Consider the following 15,344-nt stretch of genomic DNA (forward strand, 5'->3'; position numbering starts at 1 on the left):
GTGTAGCGGATTGCACCGCGTCAATGCCACTCAGCGATTGGCGCCGCCATCGCCCTGCGCGCCAGCGCCTTCTGACCCGGTTTGATCCATACCTGGCAGGTCAGCATCATCCTTTTGCTTGATCGACGGGCTTTCGCTCTCGGCGTTGGGCACACGTGGGTCGGTGTCCCGAGGCATGGGCTGCTGGATGGGATTGAGGGTGCTGTCCACCCCAGGCGCAGGGCCTGGGTTGTGCGGGTCGTCCGGGTAGGTGGTGCCAGTGCCGACGGCCATCGCCAGCGGTGAGCACAGCAGGGCAGCCATCAGGCAGGAACGGGTCAGGGATCGCTTCATGGGGCAAACTCCTTTGCGCAGAACAGGGCGTGTTTCCCTTGGGCCCTGTCATGCGCGGCAAGGTGCCATTATCCCGACCGACGGTCAGACAACCGTCGACAGCAACATGATGAAGATGATGCCGACCACCGAGAGGAGGGTTTCCATCATGCTCCAGGTCTTGAAGGTTTCAGCGACGGTCATGTTGAAGTACTGCTTGACCAACCAGAAGCCGGCGTCATTGACGTGGGAGAGGATCAGCGAACCGGCACCGGTGGCCAATACCAGCAGCTCACGGTTGACCCCAGGCACCAGCTCGATCACTGGTGCGACGATGCCGGCGCCGGTGATGGTGGCTACCGTCGCTGAACCGGTGGCGATACGAATCACCGCGGCCACCAGCCAGGCCAGCAGGATCGGCGAGATTTCGGCCTGGACCGCCATCTGCCCGATCACGTTGCCGACGCCGGTATCGACCAGCATCTGTTTGAAGCCGCCCCCGGCGCCGACGATCAGCACGATGGCTGCGGTGGGCGCCAGGCTGTGGTCGAGCATCTTCATGATCTGCTGACGGCTGAAGCCGCGCGCCGAACCGAAGGTGTAGAAGGCCAGCAGCAGGGCAGCGAGCAGGGCGGTGATCGGGTGCCCGATCAGGTCCATCCATTGGCGCACGATATGGTCGGTCGGCAGCACCACGTCGGCGAAGGTCTTGAGCAGCATCAGCGCGACCGGCAACAGCACGGTGACCAGAGTGACGGTGAAGCTGGGCAGGTTCTTCTGGTCCGATTCGCGGGCGATCTGGTCCATCAGTTCCTGGGAGGGGTTGCCGGGGATGTAGCGCGAAATGAAGTTGCCGAACAACGGGCCGGCGATCACGGCGGTGGGCAGTGCTACCAGCAGGCCATAGAAGATGGTCTTGCCGATATCGGCGTGGAAGATGCCGATCGCCAGCAGCGGTCCCGGATGCGGCGGCACCAGGCCGTGCACCACTGACAAACCCGCCAGCAGCGGGATGCCGATCTTCACCAGCGACACGCCCGATCGGCGCGCGACGATGAATACCAGCGGGATCAGCAGCACGAAGCCGATCTCGAAGAACAGCGGGATGCCGACGAGGAAGGCGGCGAACATCATCGCCCAGTGCACCTTTTGCTTGCCGAAGGCGCGGATCAGCGTCTGCGCGATCTGGTCGGCGCCGCCGGAGTCGGCCATCAGCTTGCCGAGCATGGTGCCCAGCGCGAGGACGATGCCGACGAAGCCGAGCACGCCGCCGAAGCCGTCCTGGAACGATTTCATGACCTTGGCCACCGGCATGCCCGAGGTCAGGCCGAGAAAGCCGGCAGCCAGGGTCAGGGCGACGAAGGGGTGAACCTTGAAATGGGTGATCAGCAGGATCAGCCCGACGATGGTGACCAGCGCGTCGAGCAGCAGGTAGGTATCAGTAGCCAGTCCGAACATGGGAGTCTATGCCTCGGTCTTGTCGTTGTTGTAGTGGCGGAGCAGGGTAGGTCTTGAGTGCAAGGCATCAAGACAGCGCTATCTTTGGTGAGCCGGAGAACCGCATTCAGGCGGTTCGCGCCAGGCTCCGCTCACCGCAGGGCTTTAGCCAGTCGTTCACACGCTCGGCCAGCGCGGCGATCGGACGTGTGGCATCCAGCGCAAGCGTGAGGGGTTCGCCGTGAGGCGGCTCGAGGGCCGCGAACTGGCTGTCGATCAGGCTGGCGGGCATGAAGTGGCCGGGGCGGGCCAGCACGCGGCGCTCGGCTTCTTCGGGGCTCAGCTCGAGAAACACGAAGCCCAGGCCCGGCATGGCCTGGCGCAAGGTTTCACGATAGCGGCGCTTGAGCGCGGAGCAGGTGAGGATGGGGCGCTCGCCGGCCTTGACGATGGCCTGCAATTCTTCGCCCAGGCGCGTCAGCCAACCGGCGCGGTCGTTGTCGTCCAAGGGAATACCGGCGCTCATCTTGCGGATGTTTTCGGCAGGGTGGAAAGCATCGCCTTCGATCAGGCGACCGCCGCTTCGGGCCGCGATGGCCGAGCCGACGCAGCTTTTGCCGCAGCCTGCCACGCCCATGACCACGATGGCGCAAAGGGAAGGGTTCATCGGTACCTCCTGCGGGGTAAGACAGCGCTGTCTCACGCTCGACGAGCAGTGGTGCAGGCGCCACCCTCCCGGGTGTTATTGATTTTGTGATACGCAGTTCGGACTGCTGCAACGATTGAGGCGTTGCCTGCATCCTGAGACAGCGCTACCTTAGAGACCGTTCCCCCTTCTTGCAAGTAGTAAAATTACAACATCCATGACCCGCATCGGCTCCCGCACCACCGGTCGTCCCACCCTGGCCGAAGTCGCCAGATTGTCCGGGGTTTCCCCGATCACCGCTTCGCGCGCGTTGCGCGGCGTCAGCACCGTTGCCCCGGCGTTGGTGGAAAAAGTCATGGCAGCGGCCGCGAGCCTGGGCTACGTGGCCAATCCCGCTGCACGCGCCCTGGCTTCGGCGCGCAGCCACTCGGTGGTGGTGCTGATTCCGTCGTTGTCCAACCAGTTGTTCATCGACACCCTCGAAGCGATCCATGAGGTGATGCGTCCGCGTGGCCTGGAAGTGCTGATCGGCAACTACCACTACGATGTCGGCGAAGAAGAGAACCTCATCCGCAATTATCTGGCCTACCAGCCCTGCGGCATCCTGCTGACCGGCTTCGAGCGCAGTGAGGCCTCGCGGCAGATGCTCGCGGCCAGCGGCGTGCCTTGCGTGCACATGATGGAACTGGGCGGTGAGCCGGGCGATTTGTCGGTGGGTTTTTCCCAGCAGTGCGCCGGTCGCGCCGCCGCCGAGCATTTGATCGCCCGTGGTCGGCGGCGTCTGGCCTTCATCGCGGCGCAGCTGGACCCGAGGGTGATGCAGCGCGCCGAGGGCTTCCGGCAGGCCCTGCGCGAAGCCGGGCTGGCCGCACCGGCGCTGGAGGTGCTTGATCCGCAACCGTCGTCCATTGGCCTGGGCGGCGAATTGTTCAGTCGTCTGCTGGAACAGGCGCCGGAGGTGGACGGGATTTTCTTCTGCAATGACGACCTGGCTCAAGGCGCTGTGTTGCAAGCCCTTCGCCAGGGTATCGAGGTGCCTCAGCAGGTGGCCATGGTCGGCTTCAATGACCTGCCGGCCTCAGCGCACATGGTGCCGCGACTGACGTCCATCCGAACCCCGCGCGCCGCCGTGGGGCGCCATGCTGCCCAGGCGCTATTGAACCTGCTCGACGGAAAACGCGTGGTCGATGAGCGCCAGGACATGGGCTTCGAACTGGTCGTGCGGGAGAGTTCCTGAGCCCCCACTGCAGTCATCGGGGCACTGGACAAACGGCGATGCCGCATCGCTTGCATGGTGCCAATTCCGTTATATGCTCTGCACATTCCCGCCCATACAAGGAGGTTCGGCGCATGTTCGGTTTTCAGCGCAAGTCCGATTCGATGCACAACGAGCGCTGCCGGGAGGCGTTGGCTGCGGTGCAAGCCAAGCTGGACGCGATCAGCCGGTCGATGGCCATGATCGAGTTCTCCGTTGACGGCGTCATCCTCCAAGCCAATGCCAAGTTCTGTGCTGCGATGGGCTACACGGTCGACGAGATCCTCGGCCAGCATCATCGCCTGTTCTGCGAACCCGAGTACGCCAAGAGTGCCGAGTATCAGCAACTGTGGCACGAACTGAGTCAGGGCAAGGCCATCAGCGGCACCTTCGAGCGCCTCGACAAGGCGGGCTGCGAGGTGTGGCTGGAGGCAAGTTACATGCCGGTGCTCGACGAGCAGCAGCAGGTGACCAGCGTGATCAAAGTGGCGGCCGATATCACCCAGCACTCCCGCGAATCCCATGAACGCGAGAGCCTGCTCCAGGCCATCGGGCGCTCGATGGCGGTCATCGAATTCACCCCCGAAGGGCGGGTGATCACCGCCAACCAGAACTTCCTCGACACCATGGGCTATCAGCTCGACGAGGTGGTCGGACGCCACCATGGTCTGTTCTGCCAACCCCATGAGCGTGAATCGGAGCAGTACCGACAGTTCTGGGCATCGCTGAACCGTGGCGAGTACCATTCCCACCGCTTCGAGCGCATCGATAGACAAGGCCGGACAGTGTATCTGGAGGCTTCCTATAACCCGATGTTCGACAGCAAGGGCCGCCTGTACAAGGTGGTCAAGTTCGCCAGCGATATCACCGACCAGATCAGCACCCAGCAGAGCGCAGCCGAGGCCGCCCATGCCAGTTCGGTGCAGACCGACGCTTGCGCGCGCAAGGGCACCGAGGTGGTGCAGCAGGCCGTGCAGGTGATCGAACAGATCTCCGTCGAGCTCAACGATGCCGCGCGCAGCATCGATGCCGTGAGTCGACAGTCGCAGGTGATCGGGCAGATCGTGTTGACCATTCGCGGGATCGCCGACCAGACCAACTTGCTTGCGCTCAATGCAGCCATCGAGGCGGCACGCGCCGGGGAGCATGGTCGAGGGTTCGCGGTGGTCGCCGATGAAGTGCGCAGCCTGGCGGCACGCACCAGCAAGGCGACGCTGGAGATTGTCGAGGTGGTGCGCCAGAACCAGGATCTGTCGTTGACTGCAGTTGCCAGCATGCAGTCGAGCCTGTCACGCACGGGGATGGGCGTTGAGTTGGCCAATGAAGCCGGCACAGTGATCATGGAGATCCAGCAGGGCTCGCGGCACGTGGTCGATGCCATCAGCCAGATCAGTTCGACCCTGCAATTGCATTGAGCCCTTGGCGCAGTTGCAGCTCCAGCCCCTGCAGATTCGTCTCCAGGCGCCGTAGGTGCTCGGCGCTGGGGCTATCATCGGCGAGGGCCTGTTCCAAGGCCTCGCAGTCGCGGACCACGCCACGCACCTTGAGCATGCGCGCGCCGCCCTTGATCCGATGGACCAGCGCTTTCAGCTCGGCAGGCGCGCTGTCGGGTGTGAGCGCGCGCAGGGCTTGGAGATCTTCGGCGGTGCTGCGTGCGAGTTGTTCGAGCAGGCGCCGGGTGAGACTGGCGTCGTCCTGGGTCAGGTGACGCAGTTGAGCAAGGTCGAAACCGCTTTCCGGGCGATCAGGCGCATGCGCGGGCGCCTGTGGCAGATGGGCCTTGAGCAGTTGCAGGCCGATGGGTTTGAACAGGCAGTCGTCCATGCCGTCGGCCAGGCATTGCGCTCGCGCTTCGGCCTGGGCATTGGCCGTGATCCCCAGAATGGTGCAAGGCGATAGGCCGCGTTCGCGCTCCAAGGCGCGGATGCGACGTGTCAATTCATGGCCGTCCATCACCGGCATGCTGCAATCGGTGAGCACCACGTCGAAATCCTCCGCTTGCCACAGGACCCACGCCGCCTCACCGTTTTCCGCGAGACTGACGTGGTGGCCGAGGCTATGCAGTTGCTTTTCCAGGAGCATGAGATTGGCGGGGTAGTCGTCAGCCACCAGAATGCGCAAGGGGTTGCCACCGACGACTTCGATGGGCAAGTCTGAGCCGCTGCTGGGCACGGGGGTGGCGCTCTGTAGCCTGAGTCTGACCTCGACCCGCGTGCCGACGCCTTCCAGGCTCTGCAAATGCAGTTCGCCTGCCATGAGCTGGCACAGGGTTCGGCTGATGATCAGGCCCAGTCCTGCACCGTGACGTACGCGCTGGCTGTCGAGCTGGCCGAAGGCTTTGAACAGCCGCGCCTGGTCCGCCTGGCTAATGCCGATGCCACTGTCCTGCACCTGCAGCTCGACGTGCAGCCAGCCCTCGGCGTCGGGTTCGGTCCTGAGCCGGACATCGACCTGACCCTGGTCGGTGAACTTGATGGCATTGCTGATGAGGTTGGCGATGATCTGGCGCAAGCGCACCGCATCGACGCTGACCCAGGTCGGCGCGTCTGGCAGGCTGGCCTGCAGCGCCAGACCCTTCAGGCGTGCATTGGCCTCGAATGCGCGCAGCACGGACCTGACCAGCTCGACCAGGTCGGCTGGAACGCGTTGCAAGGTCATATGGCCGGATTCGATCCGTGAAATATCGAGAATGTCGCCAATCAGGTCGAGCAGGCCACGCGCTGCATCATGCGCGGTTTGCAGGCCCTGCGGATCGCTGCGGCCTTCGCGGTGATCGTTCAGCGCCAGTTCCAGCAGCCCCATGATGGCGTTCATCGGCGTACGAATTTCGTGACTCATGATCGCCAGAAAACTGCTCTTGGCCTGGCTTGCGCGCTCTGCCTCCTCCTTGGCCACACGTAATTGCTCGAGCAAGCTGCGACTGAGCGTCAACTGCGTCTGCAATGCCTGTTGCGCCTCGCTGCGCTGGTGGATGAGCTTGCGCAGGTAGCCATTCCAGAACACCACGCCGGCCAATAGGACCGCCGACAGCACCAGCACTTGCAGGGCCAGTGAACGGTAGTTGCCCCACAGGCTATCGCTGGCGATGGTGCTGGTGCGCCAGCGGTTGATCAACTGGTCGAGTTCGTCCGGCGGAACGCTCAGCAGCGCCTTGTCCAGAATCGATTGCAGCACGGGCAGATCCGGTGACACGGCAAACGCAGCGACGGACTGTTCGTCGTCTTGCAAGCCAGCGATGCGCAGCTTGTCCTTGAACACGTGGGTGAGGTAATAGGCCGCGGCGATCTAGCTGATGAGCGCGACATCGGCTTCGCCCTTGGCCACCGACTCCATCATGGTCAGCGCGTTGTCACTCTCGATGACCCTGGCCGCAGGGTAGCGTTGCAGCAGCGCCACGTGCGGGGAGGCGCCGCGCACCAGGGCGATGCGCTGATCGTCCAAGCGCTGTGTCAGCGGTGCGTTGCGGCGGACAACACGCACGGTCGGGCTGATCAGATAAGGGCGGGTGAAGCGCACCCGCGAGGCGCGTTCGCGACTGTAGTCGAGCGCACCGGCCATGTGTGCGGCGCCGCTTGCCACCTCATCGACCATGGCCGCCACTGAATCGCGCTCGACGATTTCGAAGCGCAGCCCGGTGCGCAGGCTGATCTGCTTGAGCACTTCCAGGGTGATGCCGGTTGGCTGCTGTTGGCTGTCATTGAAGGTCAGGGGCGCCAGGCTGGGATTGACCAGCACCTGCAGCGTCGGCGCCGTGACCAGCCACTGTTGCTCCTCGGCAGTGAGCGTGGCCAGTCGACGTTGCAGCAGCAGGCTGGTGTTGCCGCTGGACCAGCGGCGCAGAATGTTCAGGCGTTCGCTATCGGTAATGCGCTCCAGTGCCTGATCGACCAGCTTCAGCAGCCTGACGTTGTGCTGGTCCAACGCGAAGGCGAAGCTGCCGGCAGGCGTTGGCACGAAGTGATCGATGCGCACCAGACCTTGGTAGGCGCGGCCGATGGCATAGTCCGAGCTGATCGCATCGCCGATATAGGCGTCGGCACTGCCCAGCGCCACGGCGCTCAGGCCGGCCTGGGTCGAGCGGTAGAGCTGTAGTCGAGCCTGGGGGTAAAGCGCACGTACCGTGCTGGCAGGCACATAGTGATCGACCATGGCCAAAGTCATTCCGGCCAGGCTTTGATCGTCGAGTTGAGGGCGGTCCTGGCGGGTCACGATTACCGGTAGATCGTCGGCGTAGGAATGGCTCAGTGCAAGACCGCCATCTTCCGCCTCGAAGCCGTTGGAACTGCCGAGCAGATCGATCTGGCCGCGCCGTAGTGCATCGATGGCCTCTGTACGGCTAGCGAAGCGCCGCACCGTGATCGGAATGCCCAACTGCTCGCCGATCAGACCGGCATAGTCGGCGCTCAGGCCTTCGTAGTCCTGCGGGCTGACGTTGATTTCAAACGGTGGATAGTCGGGCTGGGAGCTACCCAGCACCAGCACCTTGCGCTCATCGAGCCATTGCCGATCGTCCTGACTCAATACCAGCGCAGGGCTGGCACTGAGCGAGCGGGCCAGCAGTTGTCGCGGCTGGCTGTCCGCCAGGGCGGCTGCCGACACTGTGAGCGTCAGTATCAGCAACAGTCTGCGCAGCCAGGGCGTCATGGGCGCGGGCTCAGGTAATGTTGTTGCGTTTGGCCAGATCGACCATTTCCACCAGCGACTCGGTCTTGAGCTTGTCGCCGATCCGGCCACGGTAGGTGCTGATGGTCTTGGCACTGAGGTTCATGGCGGTGCCGATGTACTTGTTGTTCTCCCCGCGTGAAAGCCGGCGCAGCACTTCCATCTCGCGGTTCGACAGACTGTTCAGGCGCACCGTCTCCGACTCCAGCGTGTTGCTGTTGACCGACATCTGCGGAAACGTCGAATAACCCTTGACCAAGGCCTTGAGCGCGAACAGCAGGGCGTCGAGGTCTTCGTCTTTGTTGACGAAGGCCGCGATGCCGGCATCCAGGCAGCGGCGTACGTACAGCTCGGAAGATTGCCCGGTCAGGACCATGATCTTCGGCGCCGGCTCCAGCATCTGCAGGCGCTTGATCACCTCCATGCCGTCCAGCCCCGGCAGACCGATATCGAGGATCACCACCTTGGGTGAGAGCTGACGCGCCATTTGCACGGCCTCGATCCCGTTTCCGGATTCGCCGACCACCTCGAAGCGTTCGCGCTCGAGCAGAATGCGCACGGCCAGGCGGACGGTTGGGTGATCATCGACCATCAGTACGGTGGTCATGGGCAAGCTCCTGTAAGAATTTATGTTCGTTCCTGGCATTACCCAGGAATGCGTCTGTAGGGCCAATCTGGCTGCGCGCACGATACGTCCATCAGAACGCTTTGATAATGGCGAGTATAGGCGTGTGGAAAAAGCCGCCACAGGATGTAGATATTCCCTACAAAAGCGGCTGAGGATGTGGGATTGAGATGACGCTCGCGGCGAGCGCTGTCGCGAGCGTGTAGGACGCGGCCTGGGCAGGGAAGGGCCCCGGTCAGCCGAGCGGCCGGTAGAGGTGGGCGTGGCCTGCCCGGTAGAGCGCCGATTCAGAGAACGGTGCATCGCCCAAGACATGGCCGACCAGAATCAGCGCGGTACGCCGAAAACCCTTCGCTGCCACACCCTCGACAATATCGGCCAGTGTGCCGCGCACCCAGTCCTGATCCGGCCAAGTGGCGCGGTGGACCACGGCAACCGGGCAATCGGCGCCGTAATACGGCAGCAGTTCGGCGACGATCTTCGGCAGGTGACGCACACCCAGGTGGATCGCCAGCGTGCTGCGATGGCGTGCCAGGTCAGCCAACTGCTCGCCGGCGGGCATGGGCGAGGCATCGGCGTAACGCGTGAGGATCACCGTCTGCGCCACATCCGGCAGCGTCAGCTCGCAGCCGAGCAAGGCGGCACTGGCGGCCGTGGCGGTGACGCCGGGGATGATCTGGTAGTCGATTCCCAGTTCGCGCAGATGGCGTATCTGCTCACCGATCGCCCCATACAGGCTCGGGTCACCACTGTGCACGCGAGCCACGTCCAGGCCTTGCTGGTGGGCATCGTGCATGGCGTCGACGATCTGCTGCAGATGCAGTTCGGCGCTATTGAGTACGGTGCGAGCGCTATGGCCCTCGAGCACCGCTGCCGGTACCAGGGATCCCGCGTAGATGATCACCGGACATTGGCGGATCAGGCGCTGGCCCTTGACCGTGATCAGCTCGGGATCGCCGGGGCCGGCCCCGATGAAGTAGACCGTCATGAGACTTCCTTGGGTAGGAGAAGCAGTGCTAGCCGTTGCAGGCAATTGCCAGGGTAGCGCTAGCGAACACTTGGCGGGGAATGCGCAAGCGCGGCTGACCGCTTTGATTGCTGGCCAGTGCCAGCGCCGCGCTTTCGGCGACGCCCCAACAGCCCGTGTTTTTGTGGGATATTTCTGAGCGGTGGCTGAGCTGGTTCAGGAAGGGCTGCAGTTGGTGTGCGTCGTAGCACACCAGCGGCAGGGCCAGGCGCCGTGACAGCGCGTCGAGACCCGGCTCATCGGCCTTCAACGCGATGCTGGCGATCCCGCGCAGGGCCGTGATGGCCAGGCCGTGCGCCGCGAGGCTGCGCCGTAGCAGGTGCTCCAGCACCTCGACAGAGCAGCCTCGGCGGCAACCGAAGCCTGCGTACAGCGCGCTCATCAGGCCTGAGCGGAACGACGGTAGAGCCAGGCGCTGAGCAGGCCCAGGGCAATCCAGAACACCGCGTTGGTCAACCAGGAGGCCAGCTTGAATTGCGCTTCGAGTGCTTCGGGCGCCAAGCTCTCGTGTACCTCGGGCTGAGGGGCACCGATCAGGTGGGGAACGACCAGCAGCGCGGCGCCCAATGCCTTGAACAACCAATGCCGGGCAAACACCAACAGGGCCAGGCCCACAGCTGTGGCCGCTGCGGTGCCGATCCACCAGGTCTGGCGCTGGCCCAGGTCGGCAGCGGCCGTGCCCGGCAGCTCCGGCGGCAGGCCCAGCGTCGGTGCTAGGCAGAACACTGCGAAGCCGCCCAGGCCCCACAGCGCACCCGTGCTGACGCGCCCCGGCTCGCGCAGGCTGTACAACGCGGCGAGGATCAAGGCGAACCCGACCGCCACCACCAGGTTGCCGCCGGTGGTCGATAACACACGCTGCCAGCCATCTTCCGGAGACCAGGCTTCGCTGTCGTGCTCATGGGCAGCCACGGCTTGGCCTGCAGCGTGCTCATGCTGTTCGGCCGGGGCTGCGCTTTCGTAGGTTTCGGCCTGAAGAATCAACGGGGCCACCCAGAAGCTCTGCAGCAGGGTCAGCAGCAGGGCGGCGAGCAGGCCACTGAAGCCTGCGGTGCGGGCAATACGCGTAATCATCGCTGGGCCCTCAATGGCAAGGGAAGGCGGCGCTGTGGCGGGTGTCGTGGGCCGCGTTATGCACGGCCTCCAGGTGCGAGAACCCGGCGAAGTAGACCAGGCACAGGCCCAGCAGACTGGCACCGATGGCGACCACCAGGCGTTGGCTGAGACTGACGGGCGTGGCAATGCTGTGTTTGGCGCTGGTGACGGACATGACGCATTCCTCTGCTTTTTTCATGGCGACAGCAAGCGCGGCGAGCCCGGAGCAACAACGCCCAGGAATCGGCAACAGCGCCCGCCCACCGCGGGGTGTGATGACTGAACGTCAGGCCGGTCTCCGGGCTGGCGAGCAGAAGCAAGGCCTCTAACCGCAGCGTCACCTTCCCATGCCTTGGACACAGTGGATCAGACGCTCGCTCGCTTACCGTTGCGGGGGCAGCACCGGACTGATCGAACCCTGGAATGGGCCTCGACGCACCGGTTTCCCGTTTCACCCCTGCAAGGGGCACCCAACGTAAGGGCGTAAGCAGATCATGGTCATGCGCGCGCCGTCAATTCTTGTTACCAAATACCCTCGCCATGGACGGGCTTTGTGCACAGGCGTCGCACTTTTTTACATTTGCAGGCTCTATGCAGGGCCTGGCTGCGCCGATTCCCGGCTTGGCCGCTGACCCGGACCACGGTGCCGATGCCTGTTCCTGCTCTTCGTCATGGCGCTCGCCTGTTGCTGGTGGGCGCGTTGATCACCCTGTGCGCGTGCACTCGCGAGGAGGGTCAGGATGTCTTCACTCAGTTGGGTAATGGCCATCCCAGCGAACTGTTCCAGACCAGCGTCGACCGCATGGCGACCCTGTCGATGCGCGACAACCTGCAGAGCCTCTATCTGCTGATGAACAAGCTGTACCTGCGCAACCCCAACCAGTGGCGTCAGTCCGGCTACCTGGACGCTGCCACCGCCGAGCGGCAGATCCGCCAAGCCATCGAGCAGCGCCAGCCGCTGGCGCAACTGGGCCAACGCCGTGACCTGGCGGCCCTGAGCTATGCCTTGAGCCCCGAGTTTCGCGGTGACCGGGTGGGCGCCTTCATCTATGCCATCGGCAGCATGCTGGTGACCGCCCATGGCGGGCGCACCGAGTTCTACATGACCGACGCCATCGATCCATTGTTCGTCAACAACGCCGCGCGCAACATCGAGAAGGCTACTTGGATGCTCAGCCAACGCCAGGACGCCAACGGCGTGCTGCTGTTGTTCTCCAATGAGATTTCCGAGGAGGGCAGCAACCTGAGTTTCGCCGTGGAGTTCGGCAAGATCGTCGCGCGCCTGGACCTGCTGGCGCAGATGCTCGACGAGCGCTATCGGCGCATTGGCCTGAACTACGCCCAAAGCCTGTTGCTGATGAATTTCCTGCCCGTGCAATGAGCCGCAGGCGCCCCTACAGCAAGGCTTCGATTGCGCGCCGATAGCGCTGGCCCGCCAGGCTCATGCTGTTGTTGTGGGTCGCGCCGGGCACCAGCAGCAGTGCCTTGGGCTCCTGGGCGGCGTCGAACAGGGCCTGGCTGAAGCGCGGCGGCACGTAGCGATCGTCCAGGCCATGCACCAGCAGCACGGGCAGGCCGACTTCGCCGATCTTGCCCAGCGAGTCGAACTTCTGCGACAGCAACCAGCGCACCGGCAGGCTGGTATTGGCCACGGCAGCGGCGACGTCGCCAAGTGTCGTAAAGGTCGATTCCAGAATCAGGCCGCGTGCGGGCACTGGCGTGCCGTCACTGCGGGCCTGCCGGGAAAGCTCGGAGGCCAGTTCAACCGCTACGGCGCCACCGAGCGAGTGGCCGAAGATCAAGCGCTTGCCCGGTACCGGCTGCAGCTGGGCAAAGCGGTCCCAGGCGATGCGCGCGTCTTCGTAGACCGTGGTTTCCGACGGCAGGCCGCCCCGGCTCTGGCCGAAGCCGCGGTAGTCGACCGCCAGTACCGAATAACCCATGGCATGCAGTTGCTGGATGCGGAACAACTGGCCGGTCAGGTTCCAGCGTACGCCATGCAGATAAAGGATCGCCGGTGCATCCGCGCGTTTGGCTGGCCACCACCAGGCATGCAGGCTCTGCCCCTGGGTGAAGCTGCGCGCGCGCAAGTCCAGCTCCTGTACGCCAGCCGGCAGGCCATGGAACCAGCTGGCCTGACCGGGTTCGATACGAAACACCAGCTCACGCTCTTTATGTTGCAGCACGGCGCAGCCCGTTGGCAGGCCGATCACCAGCAGGGCCATCACCAGCCAGGTGAACCAGCGGCGTTTGAGATGAGAGAACAGGGTGGCGGTCATGAATAAGGTCGCAGGACAAGGCACCGAAGCGTTTTAGCAGAACCTCGCTGCTGGCTGTAGGAAATTTTCCCCGAGCGGTTCGGCGACAGGGTTACAAGCTGTGTCACTCACGGCACAACAGCCAGGCCGGTCCTTGCTCGCAGTGGCGTAGGAGGGTTAGCTTTCTCCGATACTGTCAATGGAACGCTGATCTTGGACTCGATTACCCAAGCTGTACTGGGCGCGGCGCTGCAGGGCACTTTGCTCGGCCGTCTGCAGGGACGCCGTGCGCTGGTCTATGGCGCGGCACTGGCCACTGTGCCGGATCTGGATGTGGTGATCCACTATGCCGATCCGGTGTCGCAGATGACCTATCACCGCGGTTTTTCCCACTCGATCTTCGTCCTCACCGGGGTGGCCTTGCTGCTCGCCTGGCTGGTGGCCTGGATCGGTCAGCGCCGCAGGCCCGATGCAGGCTACCGCTGGCCGCGACTGTTCGTGGCGTTCTGGCTGGTGCTGGTCACTCATCCGCTGCTGGACGCCTTCACGGTCTACGGCACCCAGTTGTTCTGGCCGCTGACACTGACGCCGCTGAGCTGGGCCGCCGTGTTCATCATCGACCCGATCTACACCTTGCCCTTGCTGATGGCCGTGGCTTACGCCTTCTGGCGCGGGCCGGGGCGCAGAGCCCGGGGTTTGATGACGGCGGCGTTGATCTTCAGCACGGCGTACCTGGGTTTTGGACTGGCCGGGCGCATGACCGTCGAGCAGCGCTTCGAGCAGGCCTTGCAGGCGCAAGGCGTGGCGCCGCGCGAAGTTCGCGCCATGCCGATGGCTTTCAACAACCTGCTCTGGCGAGTCCTGGCCAAGACTGAAGACGGCGGCTATTACGAAGGGGTGAGCAGTCTGTTCGACCGCGAGCCGCCGGAGATGCAATACCTGTCGCTGAATGCGCCGCTGGCCAAGGTGTTGCAGGACGACCCGTTGTACACGCGTCTGCGCTGGTTTACCGATGACTGGCTGCGCTACGACGTGGTCGGCAGTACGCTGGTAGTCACCGACCTGCGCATGGGGATTCCCGGTAATTACAATTTCCGCTTCGCCATGGCCCGTCGCGACGCACAAGGTCAGTGGCAGGTCGAAACGCCGTCGCGCTGGCGCGACAATGGCACTTCGATGTTCAACGGCGGTGATCTGGCGCTGATCGGGCGGCGCATCCTCGACCAGCACCCGCCGCTGCCGTTGCAGGCATGGACGGCACGGGCGATGACGCCTGCGGCAGCGTCCGGGGTGTCTCGCTGAACGGCCGTTCGGCCGGGCTCGATCTGGTGAAGTGGGTGGCCATCCTGAGCATGGTCGCCGATCACCTGCGTTATCTGTGGCCCGAGGCCGTCGATCTGTTCGTCATCGGTCGGCTGGCGTTCCCGTTGTTCTGTCTGGTGATCGCCTGCCATGTGATGCGCGTGCCATCGGGGCAGTTGTACCGCTCGACCCATGCGCGCTACTTGGTTTGGATGCTGGCGTTCTGCGTGCTTTCGGAGCCGCCTTATCGCTGGCTGGACACGGGAACAGCGACCTTCAGCGTGATGCCGACGCTGACCTTGGGCCTGCTCTGCGCATGGGGCGTGCATCATCCGCAACGGCTGGCGCGGCTGGCAGCAGTCTCGGCGGTGCTGGTGGCATGGCTACTCCGTGATCGGTTGATGTACGGGCTGCCGGGCGTGTTACTGCCCGCCGGTTGCCTTTTGCTGTGGAACGGACTGCGGGTGGGACTCATGTTGCCGATGGTGTTGGCCATCGCCGGCAACATGACCAACAGTTGGCTGGCCTCGCATCTGGCACAGCCCTTCACATGGATGGTAATGGCCAGCGCTGCCTTGGCGATTCCGCTTGGGTGGCGAATGCTCGCGTGCAACCGCTGGCGCATCAGCCCTGTAGGACGTTGGGCCTACGGGTTCTATCCTTTGCATCTGCTGGTGATCAAGGCAGTGCTGATCATGCGTGTGTCCGGCACCGGGTGACGGCAG

General features: G+C 64.0%; 13 protein-coding genes, 3 pseudogenes and 1 riboswitch. Of the genes and pseudogenes, 6 read left to right on the top strand and 10 right to left on the bottom strand.

All coding sequences use genetic code 11. From position 1 onward, the window contains the following. Nucleotides 1-30: 30 nt before the first annotated feature. The 3 genes from Q6A47_RS09540 to Q6A47_RS09550 form a co-directional block, all read right to left on the bottom strand. Nucleotides 31-333 carry a hypothetical protein gene (locus Q6A47_RS09540; RefSeq protein WP_029613500.1) on the bottom strand — a complete coding sequence of 101 codons (303 nt, stop codon included), beginning with the start codon at nt 331-333 and terminating at the stop codon, nt 31-33. Nucleotides 334-417: 84 nt separating this feature from the next. Continuing rightward, a complete protein-coding gene (locus tag Q6A47_RS09545; protein ID WP_029613501.1) occupies nt 418-1,770 on the bottom strand; it encodes a GntP family permease in 1,353 nt (450 codons plus the stop codon). Nucleotides 1,771-1,876: 106 nt separating this feature from the next. Continuing rightward, on the bottom strand, nt 1,877-2,416 hold the full coding sequence (locus tag Q6A47_RS09550) for a gluconokinase (RefSeq protein ID WP_039578034.1): 540 nt from the start codon (nt 2,414-2,416) through the stop codon (nt 1,877-1,879). A 196-nt stretch (nt 2,417-2,612) separates the two neighbouring features. Here Q6A47_RS09550 and gntR point away from each other — a divergent pair, with 196 nt between their 5' ends. The 3 genes and pseudogenes from gntR to Q6A47_RS22975 form a co-directional block, all read left to right on the top strand. Beyond that, a complete protein-coding gene (gntR, locus tag Q6A47_RS09555) occupies nt 2,613-3,632 on the top strand; it encodes an HTH-type transcriptional regulator GntR (RefSeq protein WP_029613503.1) in 1,020 nt (339 codons plus the stop codon). A gap of 143 nt (nt 3,633-3,775) precedes the next feature. Next, nucleotides 3,776-4,528: pseudogene (locus Q6A47_RS22970) on the top strand (PAS domain-containing protein); the annotation flags it as partial. Between the two features lie 105 nt (nt 4,529-4,633). After that, nucleotides 4,634-5,065, top strand: a pseudogene (locus Q6A47_RS22975) (methyl-accepting chemotaxis protein); the annotation flags it as partial. Here Q6A47_RS22975 and Q6A47_RS09565 read toward each other — a convergent pair. The 6 genes and pseudogenes from Q6A47_RS09565 to Q6A47_RS09590 all read right to left on the bottom strand — a co-directional run bounded on the left by Q6A47_RS09565 (nt 5,040) and on the right by Q6A47_RS09590 (nt 11,234). Then, a pseudogene (locus tag Q6A47_RS09565) lies at nt 5,040-8,294 on the bottom strand (transporter substrate-binding domain-containing protein). The pseudogenes Q6A47_RS22975 and Q6A47_RS09565 sit on opposite strands and share 26 nt — an antisense overlap. Before the next feature lie 10 nt (nt 8,295-8,304). After that, on the bottom strand, nt 8,305-8,919 hold the full coding sequence (locus Q6A47_RS09570) for a response regulator transcription factor (protein WP_039578027.1): 615 nt from the start codon (nt 8,917-8,919) through the stop codon (nt 8,305-8,307). 253 nt (nt 8,920-9,172) lie between these two features. Continuing rightward, nucleotides 9,173-9,925 carry a precorrin-4 C(11)-methyltransferase gene (gene cobM / locus Q6A47_RS09575; protein WP_039578022.1) on the bottom strand — a complete coding sequence of 251 codons (753 nt, stop codon included), beginning with the start codon at nt 9,923-9,925 and terminating at the stop codon, nt 9,173-9,175. Nucleotides 9,926-9,953: 28 nt separating this feature from the next. Then, complete coding sequence (locus tag Q6A47_RS09580; protein ID WP_304484155.1) at nt 9,954-10,346, bottom strand: cobalamin biosynthesis protein; 393 nt, start codon at nt 10,344-10,346, stop codon at nt 9,954-9,956. Beyond that, nucleotides 10,346-11,038 (bottom strand): CbtA family protein, encoded by a 693-nt coding sequence (locus Q6A47_RS09585; protein ID WP_304484156.1) that lies wholly within the window; start codon nt 11,036-11,038, stop codon nt 10,346-10,348. Before Q6A47_RS09585 ends, Q6A47_RS09580 begins: the two co-directional genes overlap by 1 nt. 10 nt (nt 11,039-11,048) lie before the next feature. After that, a complete protein-coding gene (locus Q6A47_RS09590; RefSeq protein WP_039578008.1) occupies nt 11,049-11,234 on the bottom strand; it encodes a CbtB domain-containing protein in 186 nt (61 codons plus the stop codon). Between the two features lie 97 nt (nt 11,235-11,331). Beyond that, nucleotides 11,332-11,548, bottom strand: a riboswitch (cobalamin riboswitch). A 160-nt stretch (nt 11,549-11,708) separates the two neighbouring features. Between Q6A47_RS09590 and Q6A47_RS09595 the strand changes: the two genes are divergently transcribed. Beyond that, on the top strand, nt 11,709-12,440 hold the full coding sequence (locus Q6A47_RS09595) for a hypothetical protein (protein WP_304484157.1): 732 nt from the start codon (nt 11,709-11,711) through the stop codon (nt 12,438-12,440). Between the two features lie 13 nt (nt 12,441-12,453). Here the strand turns inward: Q6A47_RS09595 and Q6A47_RS09600 are convergent, their stop codons facing one another. After that, nucleotides 12,454-13,338, bottom strand: a complete 885-nt coding sequence (locus Q6A47_RS09600) for an alpha/beta hydrolase (RefSeq protein ID WP_304484158.1) — start codon at nt 13,336-13,338, stop codon at nt 12,454-12,456. 192 nt (nt 13,339-13,530) lie between these two features. Here Q6A47_RS09600 and Q6A47_RS09605 point away from each other — a divergent pair, with 192 nt between their 5' ends. Both Q6A47_RS09605 and Q6A47_RS09610 read left to right on the top strand, forming a co-directional pair. Beyond that, nucleotides 13,531-14,619, top strand: coding sequence for a metal-dependent hydrolase (locus tag Q6A47_RS09605; protein ID WP_304484159.1), 1,089 nt, complete (start codon nt 13,531-13,533; stop codon nt 14,617-14,619). Further along, complete coding sequence (locus tag Q6A47_RS09610; protein WP_304484160.1) at nt 14,568-15,338, top strand: TraX family protein; 771 nt, start codon at nt 14,568-14,570, stop codon at nt 15,336-15,338. The genes Q6A47_RS09605 and Q6A47_RS09610 overlap by 52 nt, the downstream gene beginning before the upstream one ends. Nucleotides 15,339-15,344: the final 6 nt, after the last annotated feature.

The organism is Pseudomonas boreofloridensis (assembly GCF_030580795.1).
Classification (GTDB): domain Bacteria; phylum Pseudomonadota; class Gammaproteobacteria; order Pseudomonadales; family Pseudomonadaceae; genus Aquipseudomonas; species Aquipseudomonas boreofloridensis.

Excerpts from the sequence above, each read along its gene's own strand:
- Q6A47_RS09610 (WP_304484160.1), top strand. The coding sequence starts at position 14,568 with ATGGACGGCACGGGCGATGACGCCTGCGGCAGCGTCCGGGGTGTCTCG.
- Q6A47_RS09580 (WP_304484155.1), bottom strand. The coding sequence starts at position 10,346 with ATGAGCGCGCTGTACGCAGGCTTCGGTTGCCGCCGAGGCTGCTCTGTC.
- gntR (WP_029613503.1), top strand. The coding sequence starts at position 2,613 with ATGACCCGCATCGGCTCCCGCACCACCGGTCGTCCCACCCTGGCCGAA.
- Q6A47_RS09590 (WP_039578008.1), bottom strand. The coding sequence starts at position 11,234 with ATGTCCGTCACCAGCGCCAAACACAGCATTGCCACGCCCGTCAGTCTC.
- Q6A47_RS09550 (WP_039578034.1), bottom strand. The coding sequence starts at position 2,416 with ATGAACCCTTCCCTTTGCGCCATCGTGGTCATGGGCGTGGCAGGCTGC.
- Q6A47_RS09540 (WP_029613500.1), bottom strand. The coding sequence starts at position 333 with ATGAAGCGATCCCTGACCCGTTCCTGCCTGATGGCTGCCCTGCTGTGC.
- Q6A47_RS09545 (WP_029613501.1), bottom strand. The coding sequence starts at position 1,770 with ATGTTCGGACTGGCTACTGATACCTACCTGCTGCTCGACGCGCTGGTC.
- Q6A47_RS09570 (WP_039578027.1), bottom strand. The coding sequence starts at position 8,919 with ATGACCACCGTACTGATGGTCGATGATCACCCAACCGTCCGCCTGGCC.
- Q6A47_RS09595 (WP_304484157.1), top strand. The coding sequence starts at position 11,709 with ATGCCTGTTCCTGCTCTTCGTCATGGCGCTCGCCTGTTGCTGGTGGGC.
- Q6A47_RS09585 (WP_304484156.1), bottom strand. The coding sequence starts at position 11,038 with ATGATTACGCGTATTGCCCGCACCGCAGGCTTCAGTGGCCTGCTCGCC.
- cobM (WP_039578022.1), bottom strand. The coding sequence starts at position 9,925 with ATGACGGTCTACTTCATCGGGGCCGGCCCCGGCGATCCCGAGCTGATC.
- Q6A47_RS09600 (WP_304484158.1), bottom strand. The coding sequence starts at position 13,338 with ATGACCGCCACCCTGTTCTCTCATCTCAAACGCCGCTGGTTCACCTGG.